Source organism: Mesorhizobium sp. B2-3-5, assembly GCF_006442395.1.
Lineage (GTDB): Bacteria > Pseudomonadota > Alphaproteobacteria > Rhizobiales > Rhizobiaceae > Mesorhizobium.
The window spans coordinates 1-22,498 of the sequence record NZ_VFVX01000025.1; the positions used below are offsets into that span (position 1 = coordinate 1).

A 22,498-nucleotide genomic window follows, 5' to 3' on the forward strand; every position below is an offset into this window, starting at 1 on the left:
CAGCGCCAGCAGGCCGCGTGTGACGTAGAGATAGCCGCCCGGCAGCGCGAAGGCGTTGACGTTGGGCGAATTGAGGATGGTGATCCGATAGGTCTGGGTCGGGTTCGCCGACACCACGGTCAGATTGCCGACGACCTTGGCAACCATGCGCTCGAGCTTGGGATCGGAATATTCGCCGCCATAGGTCGCCAGGATGCGCGGATGCTGTGCCTTGGCCAGTTCGGCAAGCCTGTTGTTGGCGGCGACATTGTCGACCGTGATCGGCTTGTCGGACGGTTGGAACCCGGATTCCTGGACTTCCGGAGGCGTGAACATCTGGCAGCTTGCCAGGGCCACGGCAAAGCCGACCAGCGCCAGAAAGCGCGCCAGCGGATTCCTTCTTGGTCTGTCAACGCCGATCGCCAGAACAGCTTCCTTTCAGGTCCCGGCGCATGACCACGAAAATCGGCGGCGATCTTCGGAACGTGTCATGCGCAAAAAAACTGCTACAGCATCCGTCACGCGTCCCTCGAGGCGCGCGGCGGATGCTGTAGGCAAATCACGGCGTGTGCCGGACCAGTAGGGCGGACCTAGCCACACTACTTTGACCATGGCAAGCAAGCGCCCCATCGCCTGAAGCCGGTTTGACCGTAAATTATGTCCGCTTCCGGGCAATATCTCGTGATACGGCATCCCCAGCCCCCGAACCGATATAGCGTCGGAATGCGTCCGGACCAGCCCCGGCAAAGAAATCGTCCGCCTTGCCGGTCGCCGCAACGGCGCCATTGTCCAGAAACACCACATTCTGGCCGATGCGCCGGGCATCCTGCGGCTGGTGCGTCACGAACAGCACCGTCATCCCACGTTCAGCATGAACCCCGGCAACCAGGTCGAGCATGTCGTCGCGCAAGGCCGGCCCGAGCGAAGCGAACGGTTCGTCGAGCAGCAGCACCGGGCGATCGCGCACCAGCACGCGCGCCAACGCAACGCGCTGCCGTTCGCCACCGGAAAGTTCGCGCGGCAACCGCTTCTCCTTGCCGGCAAGGCCGGTGCGCAGAAGCGCCTCCGCGATATCAGTGCGGTCGGCCTCGGTCAGGCGCAGCGACGGCGAGCGGCCGAGCCCGACATTCTGCTCGACCGGGAGATGAGCAAAGAGATTGTTCTCCTGGAACACCATCGACACCGGCCGGGCCGAAGGCGGCTGGACGCTGACATCCGCCCCGCCGATCAGCACCCGGCCGGACCGCGGTGTCTCGAACCCGGCGATCAGGTTGAGCAGCGTCGACTTTCCCGAGCCGCTCGGTCCCATGATGGCGGTGATCTTTGTCGCGGCGAAATCAACATCGAAGACGAGCGGCGCTTCGCCATAGCTGAACGATACGTTGTCCAGCCGCACCGAAGCGCCTCGTTCAAGCCTGCTGGCCGCTCCGTCAGGCATCCCGGTTCTTCTCCCTGCCCATCCAGTGGGCCGCCATGACCAGAGTCAGGCAGACGAGGCCGAGCAGCAGCGCCAAGCCTGCGGCATCCTCGGTACGATAGCTGCCCATGCGCGCCAGGAGAAGGTAGGGCAAGGTCTGCACGGAATCACTGCCGAACAGCGCGATGACCCCGAGATCGCCGAGCGACAGCGCCATGGCGAAGGCAAAGGCGGTGGCGAGCGGACGCCGCAGCGATGGCCAGTCGATCAGCCTTAGCCTGGTCCAGCCGGAAATCCCGAGTTGCGCGCAGAGCCGTTCGTGACGTTCGCTCCCCGCATCATAGGCAGGGCGGACGGCGCGCAGCGCGAAAGGCATCGCCATCACCGCATTGACGGTGACCACCATGACCGGGGCGATGGCAAAGACATCGCCGGCATGGCGCAGCAGCAGGAACCAGCCAGCGCCGATGACGATCGGCGGCACGACGAGGACAAACCCGGCGCCGGTATCGGTGGCATGCTCGAGCACTGTTCTTGGACCGGCGCGGCGGTTCAGCGCCAGCGCCCGGCGCGCCATGGTCAGGGCCAGCGACAGCACCACCGAAAGCAACGCCGACAGGCAGGCCAGCACGGCGCTGGTCAGCGTCGCCTGCCGGACAGTGGCCTCGCCGGCCAGCCGGCCGAGATCGGCACCCAGCCCGGCTGCGACGGTCGCGGCCATCGGTCCGACGACGAACACCAGCGCCAGCACGATGAGCGCCGCATTAAGCCAGGCCTCGGTGGCCTTGACGGAGAAATAGCGGCGCGGCGCGACCGGCAGGTTGGTGTCGCCGACGACATTGGCACCAAGGCGCGTGAGTGCCAGCACGACGATGAAAGTCAAGGCAATCTGCAGCAATGTCAGCGCGACGGCTCGCGCGGGATCGAAGTCGAAGCGCAGCGCCTGATAGATGCCGACCTCCAGCGTCGTCGCGGCCGGTCCGCCGCCGAGCGTCAGCACGATGGTGAAGGATGTGATGCAGAGCATGAAGACCAGCCCGGCGACGCCGGGCAAGGCGGCGCGCAGCGCCGGCCATTCGATCAGCCGGAACGCTGGCCGCGCACCCATGCCGAGCTGGCTCGCCAGCCGCCACTGGTCGGCCTGTATGGTCTGCAGCGCCTCGAGGAACAGCCGCACGCCGAGCGGCAGATTGAAGAAGACATGGGCGACCAGAATGCCTGATAGCCCGTAGATGCCCGGCCAGCCCTGGCCGCCGATCGCGCTGAACAGACCGGCGAAATAGCCGGCGCGGCCGTAGAGCGCCAGGATGCCGAGTGCCGCGACAATCGCCGGCAGCGCCAACGGCACGGCGAAGAGCTGCAGGATGAAGGCGCGGCCGAAAAAGCGTGGATGCCGCGACAGGGCACGCGCCACGAACAGTGCCGGGACAACAGAAAGCAGCGTCGACAGGGCCGCCTGCCACAGGGTGAAGCGCACGACGCGCAGCAGATAGGGATCGAAGGCTGCCCAGGCGCCTGAAAGGTCGCCGGCGCCTTCGACGAGCAGCCCGGCAAACGCGCCCCCGATCAAAAGGGCGATTGCCGTAAGCGCGATGACGCCGGCGGTGACGCGGGGATCAGTGGGATGACGCGCATGCATGTCGCGCTACCCGAAACTGAGACGGACATTGAGCGAAGCAAATGCCTGGCTAAGGCGGAGTTCCCGCCCACCCCCCTCAGGCGGGGGAGATGGCCGGCAGGCCAGAGGGGGGCGGCTTGGCACAGACATCCACGAAGCTTGAGTCTTACTTGCTCATCACCGCCAGCCATTCATCCACCCAGGCCTTGCGGTTGGCCGCAACCTCTTCGGGGCTGAACAGCAAGGTCTTGGTCGGCTTGACCAGCTTGTCGAAAGCCGGGTTGAGCGGCTTGTCGGTCTTGCCGGCCGGGAACATCCAGTTGGTCTCCGGGATGGCGTCCTGGAATTTGGGGCCGGTCATGAAGGCCATGAACTTTTGCGCCAGCGGGTTCTTGGCTCCCGTCGTGGTGATGCCGGCGACCTCGATCTGCAGATATTCACCCTCCTCGAAGGAGGCCGCCTGGTAGCGCTCGGTATTCTCGGCGACCATGTGGTAGGCCGGCGAGGTGGTGTAGGACAGCACCATCGGCGCCTCGCCCTTGGTGAACAGGCCATAGGCCTCGCTCCAGCCCGGCGTCACGGTCAGCACCTTCGCCTTGAGCTTGGCCCAGGCTTCCGGCGCCTTGTCGCCATAGACCGACTTCACCCACAACAGCAGGCCGAGACCGGGCGTCGAGGTGCGCGGATCCTGGATGACGATCTTGTCGTCGGCACTGCCTTCGACCAATTCCTTCAGGCTCTTGGGCGGCGTCTTGAGCTTCTGCGTGTCGTAGACGACGGCGAAATAGCCGTAGTCGAACGGGACAAAAGTATCGTCGCTCCAGCCGCCAGGCACATTGATACCGGTCACCGCGCCATGCGGCGCGAACAGACCCGAAGCCTTGGCATCGGCGGTGAGATTGGTGTCGAGGCCGAGCACGATATCGGCCTTGGTCGATGCTCCTTCGAGCTTGACGCGGTTGAGCAGGGCGACGCCGTCGGCGACCGAGACGAATTCGACATCGCAGCCGCATTCGGCCTCGAATTCCTTCTTCACCACCGGGCCAGGGCCCCAGTCGGCGGTGAAACTTTCATAGGTGTAGACGGTGAGCTTGTCCTTGGCCAAGGCCGGGCCGGACAGCACCACGACCATTGCTGAGACAAGAGCATATAAAAGCGTGCGCATCGGCGCCTCCTTCGTTTGAATTGAAAGGAATTGAGGCGTCGGACTGTCCGAAACGTCTAATCCCTCCGCCGGTACAAACCGGATCAGGTTCAGCGGGTTGGCGAGACTGCCTCTCAGCCGGTCCGCGAACATCGCAGCCGGCACCCCGTTAGAGCGTTTCGACACATAGGCCCGGCCGGCGAACCGCGCAAGTGGGAGTTTGCCGCCTTCCGTTTCCCGTGCCGGGCTGGTAAGGGCGACAGGATATGAGCACATTCACCATCCTGCTTGGCGGCGATCTCATCCGCACGCCCCGGCTCGACCGCCAGGTCGAAGGTTCGCGCGTCATCGCCGCCGACGCCGGCATCGGCCATGCACGGATGCTGGGCCTTGTGCCGGAACTGTGGGTGGGTGATTTCGATTCGGTTCCGGCCGACCTGCCCGCCGACCTCGCCGCGGTCCGCCGCCAGACCTTCCCGGCGGAAAAGGACAAGACCGACGGCGAACTGGCGATCGCGGCGGCACTGGAGCGCGGGGCAACCCGGCTTGTGCTGGCCGGCGCCTTCGGCGGCAAACGCGCCGATCACGCCTTCCTGCATCTGGCGCTGGGCCTGCGCCTGGCCGAGACGGGAACGGATGTGCTTTTGACCAGCGGCGCCCAGGAAGGCATTCCCTTGCTGAACGCAACGGCTGGTTTCGACTATGCCGACGGCACGCTGTTTTCGATCCTTGGCTTTTCCGAACTGGCCGGCCTGACCGTGACCGGCGCCAAATGGCCGCTCGACGAGGTCGAAGTGGCCTTCGGTTCGTCACTGACCATCTCCAACGAGGTCAAGCTCAACAAGACCGGGGGCCACCTCGAAATCGCGCTCGGCCATGGCCGAGCGCTGCTGCTCGCCCATCCCTATCCCTTGCCCGAAAGCTGACATGGCCCCGCCTCTTCTCAATCTCGACGGGATAAAACTGACCTTCGGCGGCACGCCGCTGCTCGACGGCGCCGCCTTGACCGCTTCGGCCGGCGACAAGATCGCGCTGGTCGGCCGCAACGGGTCCGGCAAGTCGACGCTGCTCAAGATCGCCGCCGGCCTCATCGAGCCGCAGGACGGCGAGGTGTTCCGCCAGCCTTCGGCGACCATCCGCTATCTGCCGCAGATGCCCGACATGGAGGGTTTTGCCACCGTGCGGGCCTATGTCGAGGCCGGGCTCGGGCCCGCCGACGATCCCTACCGCGCCAGCTATCTGATGGAACATCTCGGCCTGTCGGGCGAGGAGCGGCCGGGCGACCTGTCCGGCGGCGAGGCCAGACGCGCCGCCCTTGCCCGCGTCATGGCGCCAGAACCCGACATTCTGCTGCTTGATGAGCCGACCAACCATCTCGATTTGTCTGTCATCGAATGGCTGGAAGAGGAACTCGTCCGCACCTCTTCGGCGCTCATCGTCATTTCGCACGACCGCCGCTTTCTCGAACGCGTGTCGCGCGCCACCGTCTGGCTCGACCGTGGCCAGACCCGCCGGCTGGACAAGGGCTTTGGCCATTTCGAGGAATGGCGCGACCTGGTGCTGGAAGAGGAAGAGCGCGAGCAGCACAAGCTCGGCCGCCAGATCGTGCGCGAGGAACACTGGCTGCGCTATGGCGTGACGGCGCGGCGCAAGCGCAACATGCGCCGGCTGGGCGAGTTGCAGACCATGCGCCAGCGTTTTCGCGGCCATCGCGGCGCCGAAGGCACCGCGACCATGGTGGCGAGCGACGCCGCCGAATCCGGCAAGCTGGTGATCGAGGCTAAGAACATCGAGAAGAGTTTCGGCGATCTCACCGTGGTCAAGGGGTTCTCCACCCGCATCCAGCGCGGCGACCGCGTCGGTCTTGTCGGACCGAATGGCGCCGGCAAGACGACGCTTCTGAAGATGCTGACCGGCGAATTGGCGCCGGATGCGGGCTCGGTACGGCTCGGCACCAATCTGGAAATCGCCACGCTCGACCAGAAGCGCGAGGCGGTCGACCCGCAGGAGACGCTGGCGCAATATCTCACCGACGGACGCGGCGAAAACCTGGTCATCAACGGCGAACAGCGCCATGTCGTCTCCTACATGAAGGATTTCCTGTTCAAGCCGGAGCAGGCGCGCACCCCGGTGCGCGAGCTTTCCGGCGGCGAACGCGCGCGGCTGATCCTGGCGCGTGTGCTGGCCCGGCCGGCGAACCTGCTGGTGCTCGATGAGCCGACCAACGATCTCGACATGGAAACGCTGGAACTGCTGCAGGAACTGGTCGCCGGTTTTGCCGGCACCGTCATCCTCGTCAGCCACGACCGCGATTTCCTCGACCGCACCGTCACCAGCATCATCGCGCCGGATAGCGGCGGCCGCTGGGTCGAATATGCCGGCGGTTATTCCGACATGCTGGCGCAGCGCGGCGGCACCAGGCTCGACGACCGCAAGGCGAGGGCTAAGGCCGAGCCCGGCGATGCGCCGGCACCGGGCAAGAGCGAGCCGGCAACGCCAAAGGGACCGGCGAAGAAACTGTCGTTCAAACAGAAATTCGCGCTCGACTCCTTGCCCAAGAAGATCGAGGCCGTGACCGCATCGATCTCGCGGCTGGAGAACAACATCGCCGATCCGGCCTATTACGAACGCGATCCGGCCTCGTTCCAGAAGACCATCGCCGCCCTCGACAAGGAGCGTGCGACGCTCGCCGCGCTCGAGGAAGAATGGCTGGAACTGGAGATGCTGCGCGAGGAGATGGAGGGCTAGGCCACCTGCGACCTGGCCCTTGATTATTGCTTCCGCACGAGAGTGCGCATACATTATGCGCATGTTGCGGAGGTTATTATGCGCAAGATTGCTTTGAATGCTATCCGTCAGCCAGCAAACCTGTCGATCGACTCCAACCTCATGAGGGAAGCCAAGGGGCTTGACGTGAATGTCTCGCGCGCCGCGGAAGCTGGCATCGCGGAAGCGGTGGCGGCCGAAAAAACGCGGCTGTGGAAGCTCGAGAACCGCGCCACGATTGATGCGTGGAACGATTACGTCGAAAAGAACGGCATTCCGTTGGAAGAATATCGGCAGTTCTGATGGCGCGCCATGATGTCTTTGCCGGTCGCATCGAAGGCAGCTATTTGCTGGACGTCCAATCCGATCTGCTCGACAACTTCAAGACGCGGGCGGTCGTCCCGCTTCTCCCGGTCGCGACGGTGCCGCCACCGATGCGAAAACTTCATCCGATTTTCGAGATCAATGGCCGAAAGCTGGTAATGGCGACTCACCTGATCGCCACCGTTCCAGCGAGCGAACTGGGTGAAAGTCGGATGAACCTGGCAAAGCACCACGACGACATCATCGCCGCGCTCGACATGCTATTTCAGGGTTTCTGAACGAAGGCGACTATTACGGATCCCGGCCCTCTCAACCCGCCGTCTTGGCCTGCCAGGCCTTGATCGCCTCGTCGAACACCTTCTCGCCGGGAATGCCCTTTTCCATGGTCAGCAGCGCCCGCCGTCCGGTCTTGTAGACCACCGGCACGTCGATCCAGTCCTGGCCGCGCAGCAAGGTCATGTTGGCGTCCTCGTCGGCCTTGGTGTCGTTGAGCGCGACGAGGAAGAAGCCGTCGGCGATCTTGGCCGGGATTCCGATCAGCGGACTGCCGGCATCCTGCTCCGAACTCTTCATGGCGACGCGCAATATGTTGTCGACGCCACCGCCTTCGAAGCCGTCGGGCGTCAGGAAGATCATCTCGATGATGTGACTGGCCGGCAGCGTCCGGTCGGTGTTGCGGCGGATGGTCATACGCAACTGGATATCCTTGCCCGGGATGGTCGCCTCGGCGCGGATCGCCGGCTCGGGCGGCAGGTCGCCGCCGGGCGATTCCTGCACCAGCGACCAGACGATGCTGCCGGGTTCGGCCGAACCCTGCGCGGTGCTGGTGCGCTCCTCATAGAAGATCGCCTTCTGGCCCACCGGCACCGAGGCTTGCGTCGGAGCGGGAGCGGCAGCAGGCGCCGCTGGTGTCGCGCCCGCCGGTGCCGGCGGCGTGGCGGCGGCATTGGCCGGGGCCGCGGGTGCGGTTCCGTTGGCAGGAGGTGTTGCGGGCGCCGTGCCGCCGGCGGGTGGAGTGGCGGCAGGTGCCGCCGCCGCGGGCGCGCTGGCGGCCGGCGGCGGACTGGCCGGTGGCGGTGTTGCCGGCGGCGGTGTTGCCGGCGCGGTCGTCGCCAGGGGCGGCGTCGTCAGCGCGGCGACGGATTCACCCTCGCCTACGCCGCTTTGTCCTCCGGCCGGGCCGGGGTCGGTTTCGCCGCCTCCAGGCGTCAATCGTTGCGTGAATTTCGTCCCTTCGGCGCCTGTCGCGGGCGCCGGTGGCGGCGCGACGTCGGTCGCCGGCTTGGCCGGCGCCGGTTTGGCCGGCGCCGGTTTCACCGGTTCGACCTTGGCAACAACCTTGCTGCCGCCCAGGCCCAGCATCTTGCCGAAGGCGTCCTTGTTCAGCCAGATGCCATAGCCACCGCCGGCAATGACCAGCAACGCGACGACGGCGGCGATCAGCCCGCCATAGCTGCGCTTGCGCTCGGCCGGGCGCGGACGCTGGAAGGTGTCAGCCTCCGCCGGTTCCTCGTCGTTTGGGAAGACATCGGCGTGCTCGTCGTCCTGGTCCGCGTCCATGCCAGACAGGGCATGGTCGGCAAGGTGGTTCGGGTCGGCAAGGTTCGGGGCTGCTGGCTGCGCCGGTAGGGGCTTTTGCCAGCTTGGCTCGGCCTGGGCGGCGGGCGGTGGCGCGGGCCGCTCGGGCGGTGGCGCGGGGCGATAAGGCTCCGGCCTGGCGGCGGGCGGCGCCGGCCGGGCGGGCTCCGCCTTCACCGGCTGGCGCGTGTGACTCGACTGGTTCTTGTTGCGGTCGATGGACGAGAAGATGTTTTCCAGCTCGGCCAGCGGGTCCGTTTCCGGCACGCTTTTGGCATAGTCGCGCTCTACGCTCGCAATGGCGTCTTCCAGGGAGCGTTTCTGCCTGGCTATCGCCTCGGCGGCCAGCGGCGGCGAATATTCCGCAAGCTTCTTCACCAGCATGGCACGCACGCTTTCGTAAATGCGCGTACGCTTTTCAGGCGTCTCGTCGCCGTGCTTGTCGAGCGCCTTTTTCAGAACAGCAACGAAATCTGCCATGCTTCAGTCGACCTGTATTTTTGCTTCCGCGCCGACCCCCGCAAATCAGCCGCGATGCCCGGAAAGGCTTCAGAAACTAGTCTTGAAACGGGTCGGTCACAAGTATCGTGTCGTCCCGTTCCGGGCTGGTGGAGAGGAGCGCGACCGGCGCGCCGATCAACTCCTCGATATAACGGACATACTTGACGGCCTGGGCCGGCAGATCGTTCCAGCTGCGCGCGCCGGCGGTGGTGCCTTTCCACCCCTCCAGCGTCTCGTAGACCGGTTCGACGCGGGCCTGCGCGCCCTGGCTGGCCGGCAGGTAGTCGATCATCTCGCCATCGAGCCTGTAGCCGGTGCAGACCTTGATCTCGTCCAGCCCGTCGAGCACGTCGAGCTTGGTCAGCGCAATGCCTTTGATGCCGTTGACGGCGACGGCCTGGCGCACCAGCACCGCGTCGAACCAGCCGCAACGGCGCTTGCGCCCGGTGACGACGCCGAATTCGTGACCGCGCGTGCCGAGGAACTCGCCGATCTCGTTCTTCTGTTCGGTTGGGAACGGACCTTCGCCAACGCGCGTCGTGTAGGCCTTGGTGATGCCGAGCACATAGCCGATGGCGCTAGGCCCGACGCCGGAGCCGGCGGCCGCCTGCCCGGCCACCGTGTTGGACGAGGTGACGAAGGGATAGGTGCCGTGGTCGATATCGAGCAGCGTGCCTTGCGCACCCTCGAACAGGATGCGCTCGCCGGCGCGGCGCTTGTCATCCAGCACTTTCCAGACACGGTCCATATAGGGCAGGATCTCGTCGGCGACCGACGTCAATTCACTCATGATCGCCTCATGCGTGACTTCGGCATGGCCAAGCCCGCGGCGCAGCGCATTGTGGTGCGTCAGCAACCTGTCGACCTTCAGGGGCAGTGTTTCCAAATCCGCCAGATCCATCACCCGAACCGCGCGCCGGCCCACCTTGTCTTCATAGGCGGGCCCGATACCGCGGCGGGTCGTGCCAATCTTCGTCCCGGAATTTGAGGCGGCGTCCTCGCGGAATCCATCCAGCTCCCGGTGCAGCGACAGGATAAGCGCTGTGTTTTCGGCTATTTTCAGGCGATCGGGCGTCACTTCGACGCCCTGTGCCTTGAGCTTGGCGACTTCGGCCACGAAAGCGTGCGGATCGAAGACCACGCCATTGCCGATGATGGACAGCTTGCCCTGCCGCACGACACCGGACGGCAACAGTGACAGCTTGTAGACCTTGCCGTCGACGACCAACGTGTGGCCGGCATTGTGGCCGCCCTGGAAACGCACCACGACGTCGGCACGCTCCGACAGCCAGTCGACGATCTTGCCCTTGCCTTCGTCGCCCCATTGCGAGCCGACGACCACCACATTGGCCATGTTTCTTTTCCCTTGAGACGCCGCCGAGCGGCTTGGATATGGTTCGAAACGACAGGCCTCTATAGCGTCAAGACCTCGCGAGCGCGACCTTTCTTTGCCGCCGAAAATGCCCTGAGGCACAACAATTTTCGGCTTTGACATCATTTACTTGGGCTGAAGGGGGCAATAGGCCGGCAAACACCGCGGCGCATTCGCAGCGGCCGGAATCCCGCCATGCATCGAAGCGCCTATATATTCCTGCTGCTCACCACCTTGCTGTGGGGCGGCAATTCGGTGGCCGGCAAGCTGGCGGTCGATCATGTCTCGCCGATGACGCTGGTCTTCCTGCGCTGGGTGCTGGCGGTCGCGATCCTGCTGCCGATCGGCTGGCGCACGATCCAGGAGGACTGGCCGGTGGTGTGCCGGCACTGGTTCGTCCTGGCGGCACTGGGCGCCAGCGGCTTCACTCTGTTCAACACCATCTTCTACACGGCGCTCAATTACACGACGGCGATCAATGTCTCGATCGAACAGGCGGCGATGCCGATCCTGATCATGACGGCCAATTTCATCTTCTTCCGCCTGCGCGTAAGCTGGGCGCAGATTGCCGGCGTCGTGGTGACCATCGCCGGCGTGATCCTGACCGCCTGCCACGGCGACCCGCGTCGGCTGCTGACGCTGGAGCTCAATTTCGGCGATGCGATCATGCTGATCGCGGTTATCCTTTACAGCGGCTATTCGGTGGGGCTGCGGCTGAAGCCGGTGATGCGTTGGCAGAGCCTGATGCTGTCCCTGTCGGCCGCGGCGCTGATCACCTCGCTGCCCTTCTTCCTGTGGGAAATAGCCGCCGGCAGGGTCATCGTGCCCGACGCGCGCGGCTGGACAGTCATCGTCTACACCGCGATCGGCGCCTCGGTCGTCTCGCAGATCCTCTACATCAGGGGCAACGAGCTGATCGGCGCCAACCGCGCCGGCCTGTTCATCAACCTGGTGCCGATCTTCGGCACGCTGCTTTCGGTGCTGATCGTAGGGGAGACGTTCCAGCTCTATCAGGCACTGGCGCTCGTGCTCGTGCTGGGCGGCATCGCGCTTGCCGAATATAGCGGGCGAAGGACGGCGATGCCGGCCCGCCGGTGAGGTGCTACCGCAGCAATTCCTTGCGCACCGCCGCAATATCGTCGGATGAGACCGCCGGAGCGGAATTGCCCCAGCTGCCGCGCACGTAGGTCAGCACGTCGGCGATTTCCTGGTCCTTCAGGCGCCATGCGAGCGAAGGCATGGCAGGTGTCGTCGGCGCGCCGGCCGTATAGACAGCCTGGCTGCCGGCGAGAACCACCCGGGCAAGCGTTTCGGCATTGCCTTGCGCCACGATCGAGTTGCCGATGAGCGGCGGGAACAGAGCTCCGGCCCCGGCACCATCGCCACCATGGCAGGCCGAACAATTGTCATGGTAGATCGCTTCGCCCGCGGCCATCCGTGCCTCGTCCGGCTTTGGCGCTTGCGCATTGCCGGTATCCGAGCCCAGGCTCTTGAGATAGACGGCAACAGCCTTGAGGTCCGGATCCGTCATTTTCGAGGTCGAGTTTTCGACGGCCTCGGCCATCGGACCGGACGCGATCGAACGCGCGTTGACGCCGGTCTTGAGGTAGGCAACCACATCCTCCTGCGACCATTTTCCAAGGCCGGATTGAGCATTGTTGGTGATGTCGGGCGCGAACCAGCCCTGCAGCGACGCTCCTTGCAGGAAAACACTGTCCTGGTCCGCTCCGAGGAAGGATTTGGGCGTATGGCAGGTGCCGCAGTGTCCTGCCCCCTGCACGATATAGGCGCCGCGATTCCATTCCGCCGACTTGGAGGGATCCGGCGTGAAAGTGCTTTCGGTGAAGTTGAGGAGATTCCAGCCCCACATCGCCAGCCGGATATTGAGGGGGAACGGCAGCTGATTGGCTTCGACCTTGTTCGGCACCGGGTCGACCGTGGTGAGGTAGGCCCAGAGGTCGGAAATGTCCTGCTCGTTCATCTTGGTATAGGCGGGGTATGGCATGGCGGGATAGAGCCGCACGCCATTGTGGCCGATGCCGGTCTTCATCATATTGCGGAAATCGCTCTCCGACCAATTGCCGATGCCCGTCTCGTGGTGGGGCGTGATGTTGGGCGGCACGAGAGCACCAAACGGCGTTTCGAGCGGCAGGCCGCCGGCCAGGGGCTTTCCGCCCGGCCTTGTATGACAGCCGGCGCAATCGCCGAGCACGGCCTGGTACTGGCCACGTATGATCTGGTCCGCCTGGTCGGCGGCGATTGCCGGAGCGATCGCCAGGAGCGCTGCACCGGCGGCGAGGATGGCGGTGAGCGTTCTCATGCCCGCACCAGCGGTGCGCCGGGATTGCGCAGATACTGGTTGCGGATGGCGTCTGCGGCACGGAAGGCAAGCGCGCCGACCGTTCCCGTCGGGTTCTTGCCGGCGTTCTGCGGGAAGGCCGACGCGCCGATGACGAAGACGTTCGGCACATCCCAGCTTTGCAGGAAGGTGTTGACCGCGCTTCTCTTCGGGTCGGTTCCCATGATGGCGCCGCCGGTATTGTGGGTGCTCTGATAGGGGACGCTGTCCCAGCCCTTCTTGCGGCGGCCGACGCTGTATTGCTTGCCGCCGAATGCCTTGGCGATGTCCTCCATCCGGTCGCATACGTAATTCGACATCCGGATGTCGTTGTCGGGGAAATCGAACGTCATGCGCATCAGCGGCCGGCCGAAGCGATCCTTGTAGGTCGGGTCGAGATCGAGATAGTTGGTGCGCGTGGCGTAGCTGCTGCCCTGCGAGGAATAGCCGAGCGTGCTCTTATAGCCCTCGACGGTCGCCTTCTTCCAGGCACTGCCCCATTTCGGCGTGCCGGGCAGCGTCGGCCTGGTGCCGATCGGGCGCCCGTTGGTGGGGATGCAGTTGATTCCCGCGCCGCCGACGAAATCCAGCGCACCGTGATCGAAAGCGTCGCCGTTGAAGTCGTCGATCGTCTGGCCGAGCGCGCCGGCAGCGATGAACGGATTGAAGTTCTTGTCGTCGAAGAACACCTGCACGCCGGCATTGGTCTGGTAGCAGTAATTGCGGCCGACCGTCCCCTCGCCGGTATTGGGATCATAGATCCTGCCGATGCCGGAGAGCATCATCAGGCGGGCATTGTGCAGCCCATAGGCGCACAGAAGCACGAGATCGGCCGGCTGGAAGAATTCCTGCCCCGACGTGTCGACATAGGTCACGCCACGCGCCGACTTGCCGCCGGCGGCGAGATCGACATGCAGCACTTCGCTGTCGGTCCGGACCTCGAAATTGGCCTTCTTCATCAGGACGGGGAGGATGGTGGTCTGGGCGCTCGATTTGGAATAGTTGGCACAGCCGAAACGCTCGCAGAAACCGCAATAGGTGCACTGCCCCATGGTGATGCCGAGCGGATTGACATAAGCGCGCGACATGTTGGCGGACGGCGTCGGGAACGGGTGCAGCCCCATCGACCGGCCGACATTGGCGAACAGGGTCGGCGCGTAGGTCATCTCCATCGGTGGGTTCGGATAGTCCCGCGCCCTTGGATCCTCGAACGGATTACCGCCCTCCTGCAGTTTGCCCTTGATGTTGCCGGCCTTGCCCGAAATCCCCGCCAGATATTCGAACTGGTCGTAGTAGGGCTCCATCTCGGCACCGGTCACGCCCCAGTCCTCGACCTGGAGATCCGCGATCCTGGCCGCGCCATACTGTTTGGTCAGATTGGTTTTCGTCTGGAAGTCCGAATCCCAGAACCGCCAGGTGTGCCCGTTCCAGTGCACGCCGGCGCCGCCGACCCCGTTGCCGGGCAGGAAGGAGCCGAAATCGCGCATTGGCAGCGCCGTCTGCGAAGGGTCGTTGCGCATGGTCATGGTTTCGACGGCGGGCTGCAGGAACAGGTCGCGCCGGATGCTGTAGCGCAATTCGTCCTGCGCATAGCCGATGTTGAAATCGGTTGCCGTGTCGCGCCACGGACCGCGCTCTATGGCCAGCACGTCGAGGCCCTGGTCCGTCAATTCGTGCGCGAGGATGGCTCCGGTCCAGCCGAGGCCGACGATCACGACATCCTTACGGGGCAGTATCGTCGTCATGGTCAGCTCCTCTTGCCCAGCCATTCCGGGCTGCCTTCGATGGAAACGGGCGGCCGCGGATAGGGCTGATTGTGCTTGCTGATATGGTCCCGGTAATCATAGCGCGCGCCGGGGAAGCCGAGCATGCGCCACGACACCATGTCCTTGTTGCCGCCATAGACCGGATCGGCAAAGAACCCTTCCATCGTGTTCTGCAGAAGAAGTCCGAAGAAACCGGGCCCCTTGACGCCATTGGGCAGTTCGACCTTACCCGCCTCCATGGCCGTCAGGAACGCATCCTGATCGGCCGGCTGCAGTTCGGCGAATGTCTTGCCGTCGCGTTGCTTCAGGAAGGCATCGATGGCGGCGAGGCCGACGCGGTAGCGCTGGGCGGGATTGGCCTCACCCTGATATCCCTGCGTGGGCAATGCGGGCAGGAATGGCCCTTGCGTATAAAGCCGGCTCGAGGTTCCGAACGCGCCCATCAACTGCCTGTCGATATAGACGGCGCAGCCCGCCTCCTTGCCGCCCTTGCTGAGATCGTCGGCGGGGATGATGCGGTCGACGATGGTTTCGACAAGAGCCGCTTCCTGCGGTGTGAAAAATTGCCAGCCGCCAGCGACCACCTGCATCGGCGGATCCGACGACAGGGGTGCCCAAGGCAGGGAGCCGGAGAAAGAGCGGGCAAGGCTTGCCGAAGTCGCCGTGACCGTAAACATCGCGACTGATGACAGGAAAAGGCGCCGATTCAGCCTGACAGTATTGCGATGATCCATCCAAGGCACCTTGACAGCAACGAGCGCGCGCCGGAGGTTGCGCGTCAAATCATGACCAAAACCGTTAAGTTCAAGCCATACGGGTCGATTGATGACAGCCTGCGGAAAGAAATCCGCATCGTCAAGCAGATCACAAAATCGTTAGATTAGGCCAGGCCTTATGCTTATCGGCGCCGGCTAATGTATCAGCAAGTTGAAAAGTAATCCTTGGACCAAGCGCCAAGCTCGCACGGTCAATCACGGTCCGGGAAGGGCCGAACTGTGCAGGAATCGGGTAAGGCAGCGTCCGCCGCGGGATGCGGTCCGCCGGCTGAATCGAGGCCAAACGAAACGTCCCGCGTGCTGCCGGCACGCGGGACGTTTCGTGCGCCTGGTTGCGACGGTACGGGGCCTAAACCGCGCTCACGTCGAACTGCAGCCGTTTGGCCGAGTCGATCGACTTGTGCGCCCGCACCTGCTCCAGCACTTTTTCCGGGAACGGCGCGTCGAGATAGAGCAGCGCGATGGCGTCGCCGCCCGGGCGGTTGCGGCCAAGCTGGAAGTTGGCGATGTTGACGCCGTTCTCACCGCACACCGTGCCAAGCAGGCCGATGATGCCGGGCGCATCGGCATTGGTCGTGTAGAGCATATGCTGGCCGACCTCGGCGTCGAGGTTGATGCCCTTGATCTGGATGAAGCGCGGCTTGCCGTCCGAGAAGCAGGTGCCGGCGATCGAGCGCGTCATGTGCTCGGTCTTGACGGTGAGCTTGATGTAGCCGTCGAAGACGCCCGACTTGTCGCGCTTGACCTCGGCGACGATGATGCCGCGCTCCTTCACCATGATCGGCGCCGACACCATGTTGACGTCGGCGACCTGCGGCCGGATCAGGCCGGCGAGTGCGGCACTGATCAGGGCGCGTGTGTTCATCGTCGCGGTCGAGCCGTCGAACAGGATCTCAACCTCCTTGATCGGATCTTCCGTGACCTGGCCAACAAAGGCGCCGAGCACTTCGGCCAGCTTGACGAACGGCTTCAGCCGCGGCGCTTCTTCCGCCGTGATCGACGGCATGTTGATGGCATTGGAGACCGCGCCCTTGATCAGGTAGTCGGCCATCTGTTCGGCAACCTGCAGCGCGACATTTTCCTGCGCTTCCGCCGTCGAGGCACCGAGATGCGGTGTCGCCACCACATTGTCCATGCCGAACAGGGCGTTCTGCTCTGCCGGTTCGACCTCGAACACGTCGATGCCGGCGCCCGCCACCTTGCCGCTCTTCAGCGCCGCGACAAGGTCGGCCTCGACGACCAGCCCGCCGCGTGCGCAGTTGATGATGCGCACGCCGTTCTTCATCTTGGCGATGGCGGCGGCATCGATGATGTTGCGCGTCTTGTCGGTCAGCGGCGTGTGCAGAGTGATGAAATCGGCGCGGGCGAAGAGCTCGTCGAGCTCGACCTTCTCGACGCCGAGCTCCTCGGCGCGGCTGTCCGACAGGAACGGATCGAAGGCGACGACGTGCATCTTCAGTCCGACACCGCGCGTCGCGACGATCGAGCCGATATTGCCGCAGCCGATGACGCCCAGCGTCTTGCCGGTGATCTCGACGCCCATGAAGCGGTTCTTCTCCCATTTGCCGGCATGGGTCGAGGCGTTGGCCTCCGGAATCTGGCGCGCCAGCGCGAAGATCATCGCGACCGCATGCTCGGCCGTCGTGATCGAATTGCCGAAGGGCGTGTTCATCACGATGATACCCTTGCGGCTCGCCGCCGGGATATCGACATTGTCGACGCCGATGCCGGCGCGGCCGATGACCTTGAGGTTGGGCGCGGCATTGATCAGCTTTTCCGTGACCTTGGTCGCCGAGCGGATGGCGAGGCCGTCATACCGGCCGATCACTTCGAGCAGCTTTTCCTTGTCTTTGCCGAGATCGGGCAGATAGTCGACCTCGACGCCGCGATCCTTGAAGATCTGCACGGCGGTGGGAGAAAGTTTGTCGGAAACGAGAACACGGGGCGCCATGGCGGCCTCCTTGAAAATGGGATTGATCCGAGGAATGGGCGGCCCGCGGGCCGCCACGGAAATCTCAGGCAGCCGCTTTCAGCGACGCCTTCTGCGCGGCAAAGGCCCAGTCGAGCCAGGGCAGCAACGCTTCGAGATCGGCAGTCTCGATCGTCGCGCCACACCAGATGCGAAGGCCGGGAGGCGCGTCGCGATAGGAGCCGATGTCGTAGGCAACGCCTTCCTTGTCGAGCACCGAGGCGAGAGCCTTGGCGAACGCCGCCTGCCCGTCCGCGTCAAGTGCTGCGACTTGCCGGTCGGTGAAGGACAGGCATACGGACGTGTTCGATCGCGTCGCGGGCTCGACGGCGAGATGGCCGAGCCATGCGGATTTATCGACGAAACCGTCGAGAACCGCGGCATTGGCGTCCGCCCTGGCGATCAGCGCATCCAGACCGCCGATCGACTTCGCCCAGCTCAGTGCATCGAGATAGTCCTCGACGCACAGCATTGACGGCGTGTTGATGGTCTCGCCCTTGAAGATACCTTCGATCAGCTTCCCGCCCGAGGTCAGGCGGAAGATTTTCGGCAGCGGCCAAGCCGGCTTGTAGGTTTCCAGCCGCGCGACTGCGCGCGGACTGAGGATCAGCATGCCATGCGCGCCCTCGCCGCCCAGCACCTTCTGCCAGGAGAAGGTGACGACATCGAGCTTCTCGAAATCGAGCCTCTGCGCGAAAGCCGCCGAGGTGGCGTCGCAGATGGTCAGCCCCTTGCGATCGGCCGGAATGAAATCACCGTTCGGCACGCGCACGCCCGATGTGGTGCCGTTCCAGGTGAAGACCACGTCGCGGTCGAAATCGATCTTGGACAGGTCCGGCAATTCGCCGTAGCCAGCTTCGATCCTGCGCACATCGGCGAGTTTCAGCTGCTTGACCACGTCGGTGACCCAGCCGGAGCCAAAACTCTCCCAGGCGACCATGTCGACGCCGCGCTCGCCGAGCAGCGACCACAGCGCCATCTCGACCGCGCCGGTGTCCGACGCCGGCACGATGCCGATGCGGTAGCCGGCAGGAACCTGGAGGATTTCCCGTGTCAGCTCGATCGCTTGTTCGAGCTTGGTCTTGCCGATCCTGGCACGGTGGGAACGCCCGAGCGCGGCGTTTTCAAGTGCCTCGACCGACCAGCCGGGGCGTTTTGCGCAAGGACCTGAGGAAAAATTGGGATTTGCCGGACGGAGTCCGGGCTTCGTGGGAGTCGTCATCGTGGTCTATCCTTCCAGATAGTGGCCCCTCGTTGGGGAGGGGTGGCCCACTCGCCGCATTACCGGAAGGCCGGGAAAAGCGCAAGCCCTGCCGCATCTTGCCATGCAGGTTCGTGCTCCATCTTGCAGAACGAAGTCGGAACCGGCGCCGAGAAGTGGCACAAATCTGACACAGGCAGTTCGGCGTTTGTTCGTGCGGACAGTGACATCGCGATAGGCGGCACAACGGCCTGTTGCCACCAGTCGAGCGCGGCGATCGAGATCGCGACGGTCTGGTATCGGGCTAACAACAGCATCAGCGCGCCCCAGTTGACGTAGTGACAGCCTCGCGGGCCACCAGCACCACCATTGCTCTCAACGACATCGAAACCAAGGTGAGCGGCTGCGTGATGCTATCGGCGTTTGCGAGCCGACAATCACCGGCTGGACCGAAAACTACACTGGCGCCGACACCGTCATTGAAGACGCCGGTACGAACGGTTCACCGGCAATCACCGCATCGTGGCCTGCCACTTCGAGACGGCAGGAGCAACTACTACCGACGACCTCACTCTCAGCCCCATATCGGCGGGGCTTTGAGCTTCGACCGGGCCAACGCCGCGCCCCAGGCGCAAGTCCAGATATTTGTGTGCGCACATAAGGCGGCGGGAGCCGCGACGTTCGGCGCTCCAACTGCTTGGGCTTTAGAGGAGCACACCCAGCGCCGGTTGCAGGAAGATGTGACAGCCGACGGAGGCGACCTCTGCGGCCATAAATCCGAACCGCCAGAAAAGCCAGGCCCAGATCACGCCTGGCACGATATACCGCAGAGCTTCGTAGGAGAGCGTCACCGGTGTTATCGGGTCTGGCGAGAGCGCCGTGACGTTCAAGCCGATATTGAGCGCTTGGGTGGCGACCATGACGGCCAGGATCACGGTCGGCGCCAGACCTTGCGGCCTGGCCATCAACAGCAGGCAAAGGGCCATCGAGAAGACGAACAATCGGTAGATCACATTCTCATTGAACGCCCGAAGCATGAAGTAGGCGAGGCGAGCGGCAAGCGGTGTCTGTTCAAAGAACTGAACGTATGAGGCCGGAAGCGAGCTCCGAAACAGGTAGCAATCGATGGCAACCACATAGCCGGCGACGAGAACAGCCGCGATTGCTCCAATCAACACCGAGCCGATCTGCCCCGTCAGCAGCCTGAGGCCGGCGCTGTTTGCAGCCCACGCTCCAGCCAGCACCAGCACCGCGATAAGGATTGCTCGTAGGACAGGCGATCCGAACGTCGCCGCGGTGAACATCACGTCGAACGGCGCGATGATTGCAATGACCGCGCTGACAAACAGGATGATGGCAAGGGGGGTGATCCACATCAGCGGCGCGATCAATTTCTGAGACCGATCAAACCACGCCTGGATGAAGGATCTGGCCGATATCGACGGTTGGCAGTTGATCGTGGTGACCCGGGCTCTTGATAGCTAAGCCGACGCCGACACAGGCAGCGAGGATGGCAAAGGTCGCCAGCGCAATGCCGAGCCTGGGGCTCCTTTGTGATGCCTTCACGGCCTCGGTGAGATCGTCAAAAATGGTTTCCATAAGCGAATGCTAATCGAGGACCGGCCAATAACCAGTTAACGTTTCCAACGGCCATGGCTCATGGGACGTGAAGTTCTCTAGCGACGGCATCACCTACGGGTCAACGGTCGCCTCGATCACGCTCGGCGCTGCCGCGGACCGCGGCGGGGATCCGCCGTCAAAGTCCTGGTGCGCCCGGAGCCTACCAGAGGTCGTAGCGCAGCCCAAGCTTGACCTGGTGATTGCTGATCCCCTTGTGAACGGGAAAGGAGGTCAGGCTTGCTGCCGTCACATATTCGGCGCTGGGGGCGGAGAAGTACTGATAGCCCAGGTCGACGGAAACGTTCTTGGTCACCTGATAGGCAAGGCCGGCATTCAGCGTATAGGCGAAGGAGTATTGGGTCTTGTCGTCGCGTTGGACGAAATCGTCGGTGGGGTCGCCATTGTTGGTGAAATAGCTCGCCGAGAGCTTGCGCGTGCTGCGCACGACGCCGACACCGGCGCCGAGGTAAGGAGTTATCCCGACATAGGTGCCAAGATCGACATAGCCGTTGAGCATGCCCGTGAAGGCGTAATTCTTCAGGGACGCCGAAGCGACGGTCGAAGTTGCCGGCGGCGTTACGATCGCGGTATCGTCATAGCCGACGCCGATCTTGTTGCCGGGCAGGTAGCCGAAATTGAGATCGGCGCGCAGATAATCGGTGAAGTGATAGCCGAAGCCGATGCTGGCAAAGACCGGATCTTCCTTGTCGTCGAAGCTGGCAGGCGTAAAGGCGAAATCCTCGTTCTTGAAGCTCTTCTGCGCCAGATACGAAACATCGCCGCGCAGATACCAGCCCGAGCCGACTTCGACAGGCACGTAATCAGGCGCCTGGTCGACATAGATGGGCGGATCGTAGTCGGCGGCGAGTGCCGGTGTCAGTGGCAAAAGGCCGAGTCCGGCAAACGCCAGCACGATACGCGATGTGAGTGTCATGGTCCCGACTCCCGGATTTGGCGCCTGCGATCACGGCGGCCGCCATCGTTTCAGGGAGCATTGTTAACCATAGTGGTTAAGTCACGGTTAAGGCTAACAGAGCGTTAGCGATTTGATTTCGAACGGAAACTCATCTTCAAGCCACCTGGCGAAAGACCGCCCGAACGAAAACCGCCCGGCTGAGCCGGGCGGTTCGTAACCATCAGAGCTGGAAAGTCTTACTTGGTGTAGACCGGCTCGGGTTCGGGCTGGTAGGCCACAACAGGTGCGGCGCACCCATTGTTGCCGCCGAACTGATAGCGCAAGCCACCGCGCACTTCATGTGTGTTGATGCCCCGGTCAAAGCCAGGGCCCGAGCTGGTCACGTCCCACTCGAACATGCGGCCCCCCTGGATATGCGAGAAGCGATAGCCCGCATCGAGGATGATTTTATCGGTCAGGCAGTAGGAAGCGCCGGCCATCAGCGCATAGGCGAAGCGCCAGTTCGATGCTCCGGGATTATGCTCGGTGGTGTTCGGGTCGTAGACATCATCCCACTTGACGCGCGCGCCGCCGATGCCGGCGCCGACATAGGGCGTGATGCCGTGCCAGGTGCCGATATCGACATAGGCGTTGGCAAGCAGCAGCAAGGCGCTCATCTTCGACACTTCGGTTGAAGTCCCGTTGATATCCGAGGTACCGCCGTTGAAGTTCGACTTGAACCAGTAGTCGGCGGTCAGGTCCGTGCGGAAATGATCGTTGATCTTGTAGCCGACGCCGCCGCCGAGCGAGAAACCGCCCTTGAGCCTGCCATAGTCGAAACTCTTGCTGCCCGGCGTGACCGAACAGTTACAGGGGTCGACGGTGTAAGTCATGTAGTCGATGCCGCGCACATCGGACTTGTGATAATCGAGGTCGCCACGGATATACCAGCCGCCGACATCGACCGGCTGCTCGTAGACCGGCGGCGGGGCCTCTTCGACCACCGGTTCTGGAAGGTCGGCCGCGAACACCGGCCAGGCCAGGCCCGCGAACAGCGCGGCAAACAAGGCCTTTCTTGCTGTATTGAACATGCTTGTCACCCCTGGGAACCTCGGAGCGCGATCGCGCCCGAATAAGATTGGCTTTCAGGCGTGGATAATGAATTGCAAAGGTTAAAAGCCGTTTAACCCTGTCGATTAACCACGAATCTCTACAACCCGTGGATCCGATGACC

21 protein-coding genes and 1 riboswitch are annotated in these 22,498 nt (G+C 63.7%); of the genes, 5 read left to right on the forward strand and 16 right to left on the reverse strand.

Going from position 1 to position 22,498, the window contains the following annotated elements; genetic code table 11:
• The 4 genes from FJ958_RS23180 to thiB all read right to left on the reverse strand — a co-directional run.
• Nucleotides 1-315, reverse strand: a 315-nt coding sequence (locus FJ958_RS23180) for a M48 family metalloprotease (protein ID WP_246679715.1), incomplete at its 3' end; no start/stop codon positions are given.
• 319 nt (nt 316-634) lie between these two features.
• On the reverse strand, nt 635-1,417 hold the full coding sequence (thiQ, locus tag FJ958_RS23185; RefSeq protein WP_140745800.1) for a thiamine ABC transporter ATP-binding protein: 783 nt from the start codon (nt 1,415-1,417) through the stop codon (nt 635-637).
• On the reverse strand, nt 1,410-3,035 hold the full coding sequence (gene thiP / locus FJ958_RS23190) for a thiamine/thiamine pyrophosphate ABC transporter permease (RefSeq protein WP_140745802.1): 1,626 nt from the start codon (nt 3,033-3,035) through the stop codon (nt 1,410-1,412). The genes thiQ and thiP overlap by 8 nt, the downstream gene beginning before the upstream one ends.
• A 145-nt stretch (nt 3,036-3,180) precedes the next feature.
• Nucleotides 3,181-4,179 carry a thiamine ABC transporter substrate binding subunit gene (thiB, locus tag FJ958_RS23195; RefSeq protein ID WP_140745804.1) on the reverse strand — a complete coding sequence of 333 codons (999 nt, stop codon included), beginning with the start codon at nt 4,177-4,179 and terminating at the stop codon, nt 3,181-3,183.
• A 43-nt stretch (nt 4,180-4,222) separates the two neighbouring features.
• Nucleotides 4,223-4,337: riboswitch (TPP riboswitch) on the reverse strand.
• Nucleotides 4,338-4,424: 87 nt separating this feature from the next.
• Between thiB and FJ958_RS23200 the strand changes: the two genes are divergently transcribed.
• From FJ958_RS23200 to FJ958_RS23215, 4 genes are all read left to right on the forward strand, one after another.
• The gene (locus FJ958_RS23200) at nt 4,425-5,084 is read left to right on the forward strand and encodes a thiamine diphosphokinase (RefSeq protein WP_140745806.1); all 660 of its coding nucleotides are present in this window, start codon (nt 4,425-4,427) and stop codon (nt 5,082-5,084) included.
• Between the two features lies 1 nt (nt 5,085).
• Nucleotides 5,086-6,906, forward strand: coding sequence for an ABC-F family ATP-binding cassette domain-containing protein (locus FJ958_RS23205; RefSeq protein ID WP_140745808.1), 1,821 nt, complete (start codon nt 5,086-5,088; stop codon nt 6,904-6,906).
• A gap of 78 nt (nt 6,907-6,984) precedes the next feature.
• Nucleotides 6,985-7,227: a type II toxin-antitoxin system CcdA family antitoxin gene (locus tag FJ958_RS23210; RefSeq protein ID WP_140745809.1), complete on the forward strand. Its 243-nt coding sequence runs from the start codon at nt 6,985-6,987 to the stop codon at nt 7,225-7,227.
• Entirely contained in the window at nt 7,227-7,526 is a 300-nt protein-coding gene (locus tag FJ958_RS23215; protein WP_140745811.1) for a CcdB family protein, read from the forward strand. Before FJ958_RS23210 ends, FJ958_RS23215 begins: the two co-directional genes overlap by 1 nt.
• A 31-nt stretch (nt 7,527-7,557) precedes the next feature.
• On the opposite strand, the gene FJ958_RS23220 is transcribed toward FJ958_RS23215, so the two are convergent.
• Nucleotides 7,558-9,306, reverse strand: a complete 1,749-nt coding sequence (locus FJ958_RS23220) for a hypothetical protein (protein ID WP_140745813.1) — start codon at nt 9,304-9,306, stop codon at nt 7,558-7,560.
• Between the two features lie 76 nt (nt 9,307-9,382).
• Complete coding sequence (locus FJ958_RS23225) at nt 9,383-10,681, reverse strand: adenylosuccinate synthase (RefSeq protein ID WP_140608267.1); 1,299 nt, start codon at nt 10,679-10,681, stop codon at nt 9,383-9,385.
• Between the two features lie 213 nt (nt 10,682-10,894).
• Here FJ958_RS23225 and FJ958_RS23230 point away from each other — a divergent pair, with 213 nt between their 5' ends.
• On the forward strand, nt 10,895-11,797 hold the full coding sequence (locus FJ958_RS23230) for a DMT family transporter (protein WP_140745815.1): 903 nt from the start codon (nt 10,895-10,897) through the stop codon (nt 11,795-11,797).
• A 4-nt stretch (nt 11,798-11,801) separates the two neighbouring features.
• On the opposite strand, the gene FJ958_RS23235 is transcribed toward FJ958_RS23230, so the two are convergent.
• The 10 genes from FJ958_RS23235 to FJ958_RS23280 form a co-directional block, all read right to left on the reverse strand.
• Nucleotides 11,802-13,019: a cytochrome c gene (locus FJ958_RS23235; protein WP_140745817.1), complete on the reverse strand. Its 1,218-nt coding sequence runs from the start codon at nt 13,017-13,019 to the stop codon at nt 11,802-11,804.
• Nucleotides 13,016-14,782, reverse strand: coding sequence for a GMC family oxidoreductase (locus tag FJ958_RS23240; RefSeq protein WP_140745819.1), 1,767 nt, complete (start codon nt 14,780-14,782; stop codon nt 13,016-13,018). The genes FJ958_RS23235 and FJ958_RS23240 overlap by 4 nt, the downstream gene beginning before the upstream one ends.
• Before the next feature lie 2 nt (nt 14,783-14,784).
• Nucleotides 14,785-15,393, reverse strand: a complete 609-nt coding sequence (locus tag FJ958_RS23245; protein WP_246679716.1) for a gluconate 2-dehydrogenase subunit 3 family protein — start codon at nt 15,391-15,393, stop codon at nt 14,785-14,787.
• A gap of 535 nt (nt 15,394-15,928) precedes the next feature.
• Entirely contained in the window at nt 15,929-17,530 is a 1,602-nt protein-coding gene (gene serA, locus FJ958_RS23250; protein ID WP_140745821.1) for a phosphoglycerate dehydrogenase, read from the reverse strand.
• Between the two features lie 64 nt (nt 17,531-17,594).
• Entirely contained in the window at nt 17,595-18,770 is a 1,176-nt protein-coding gene (locus tag FJ958_RS23255) for a phosphoserine transaminase (protein ID WP_140745822.1), read from the reverse strand.
• 59 nt (nt 18,771-18,829) lie between these two features.
• Complete coding sequence (locus tag FJ958_RS23260; RefSeq protein ID WP_140745824.1) at nt 18,830-19,066, reverse strand: hypothetical protein; 237 nt, start codon at nt 19,064-19,066, stop codon at nt 18,830-18,832.
• A 387-nt stretch (nt 19,067-19,453) separates the two neighbouring features.
• Nucleotides 19,454-20,140, reverse strand: coding sequence for a hypothetical protein (locus FJ958_RS23265; protein WP_140745826.1), 687 nt, complete (start codon nt 20,138-20,140; stop codon nt 19,454-19,456).
• 13 nt (nt 20,141-20,153) lie between these two features.
• On the reverse strand, nt 20,154-20,348 hold the full coding sequence (locus FJ958_RS23270) for a hypothetical protein (RefSeq protein WP_140745828.1): 195 nt from the start codon (nt 20,346-20,348) through the stop codon (nt 20,154-20,156).
• A gap of 181 nt (nt 20,349-20,529) precedes the next feature.
• Nucleotides 20,530-21,303: an outer membrane protein gene (locus FJ958_RS23275; RefSeq protein WP_140745830.1), complete on the reverse strand. Its 774-nt coding sequence runs from the start codon at nt 21,301-21,303 to the stop codon at nt 20,530-20,532.
• A gap of 218 nt (nt 21,304-21,521) precedes the next feature.
• Nucleotides 21,522-22,355 (reverse strand): outer membrane protein, encoded by an 834-nt coding sequence (locus FJ958_RS23280; protein WP_140745832.1) that lies wholly within the window; start codon nt 22,353-22,355, stop codon nt 21,522-21,524.
• Between the last annotated feature and the right edge of the window lie 143 nt (nt 22,356-22,498).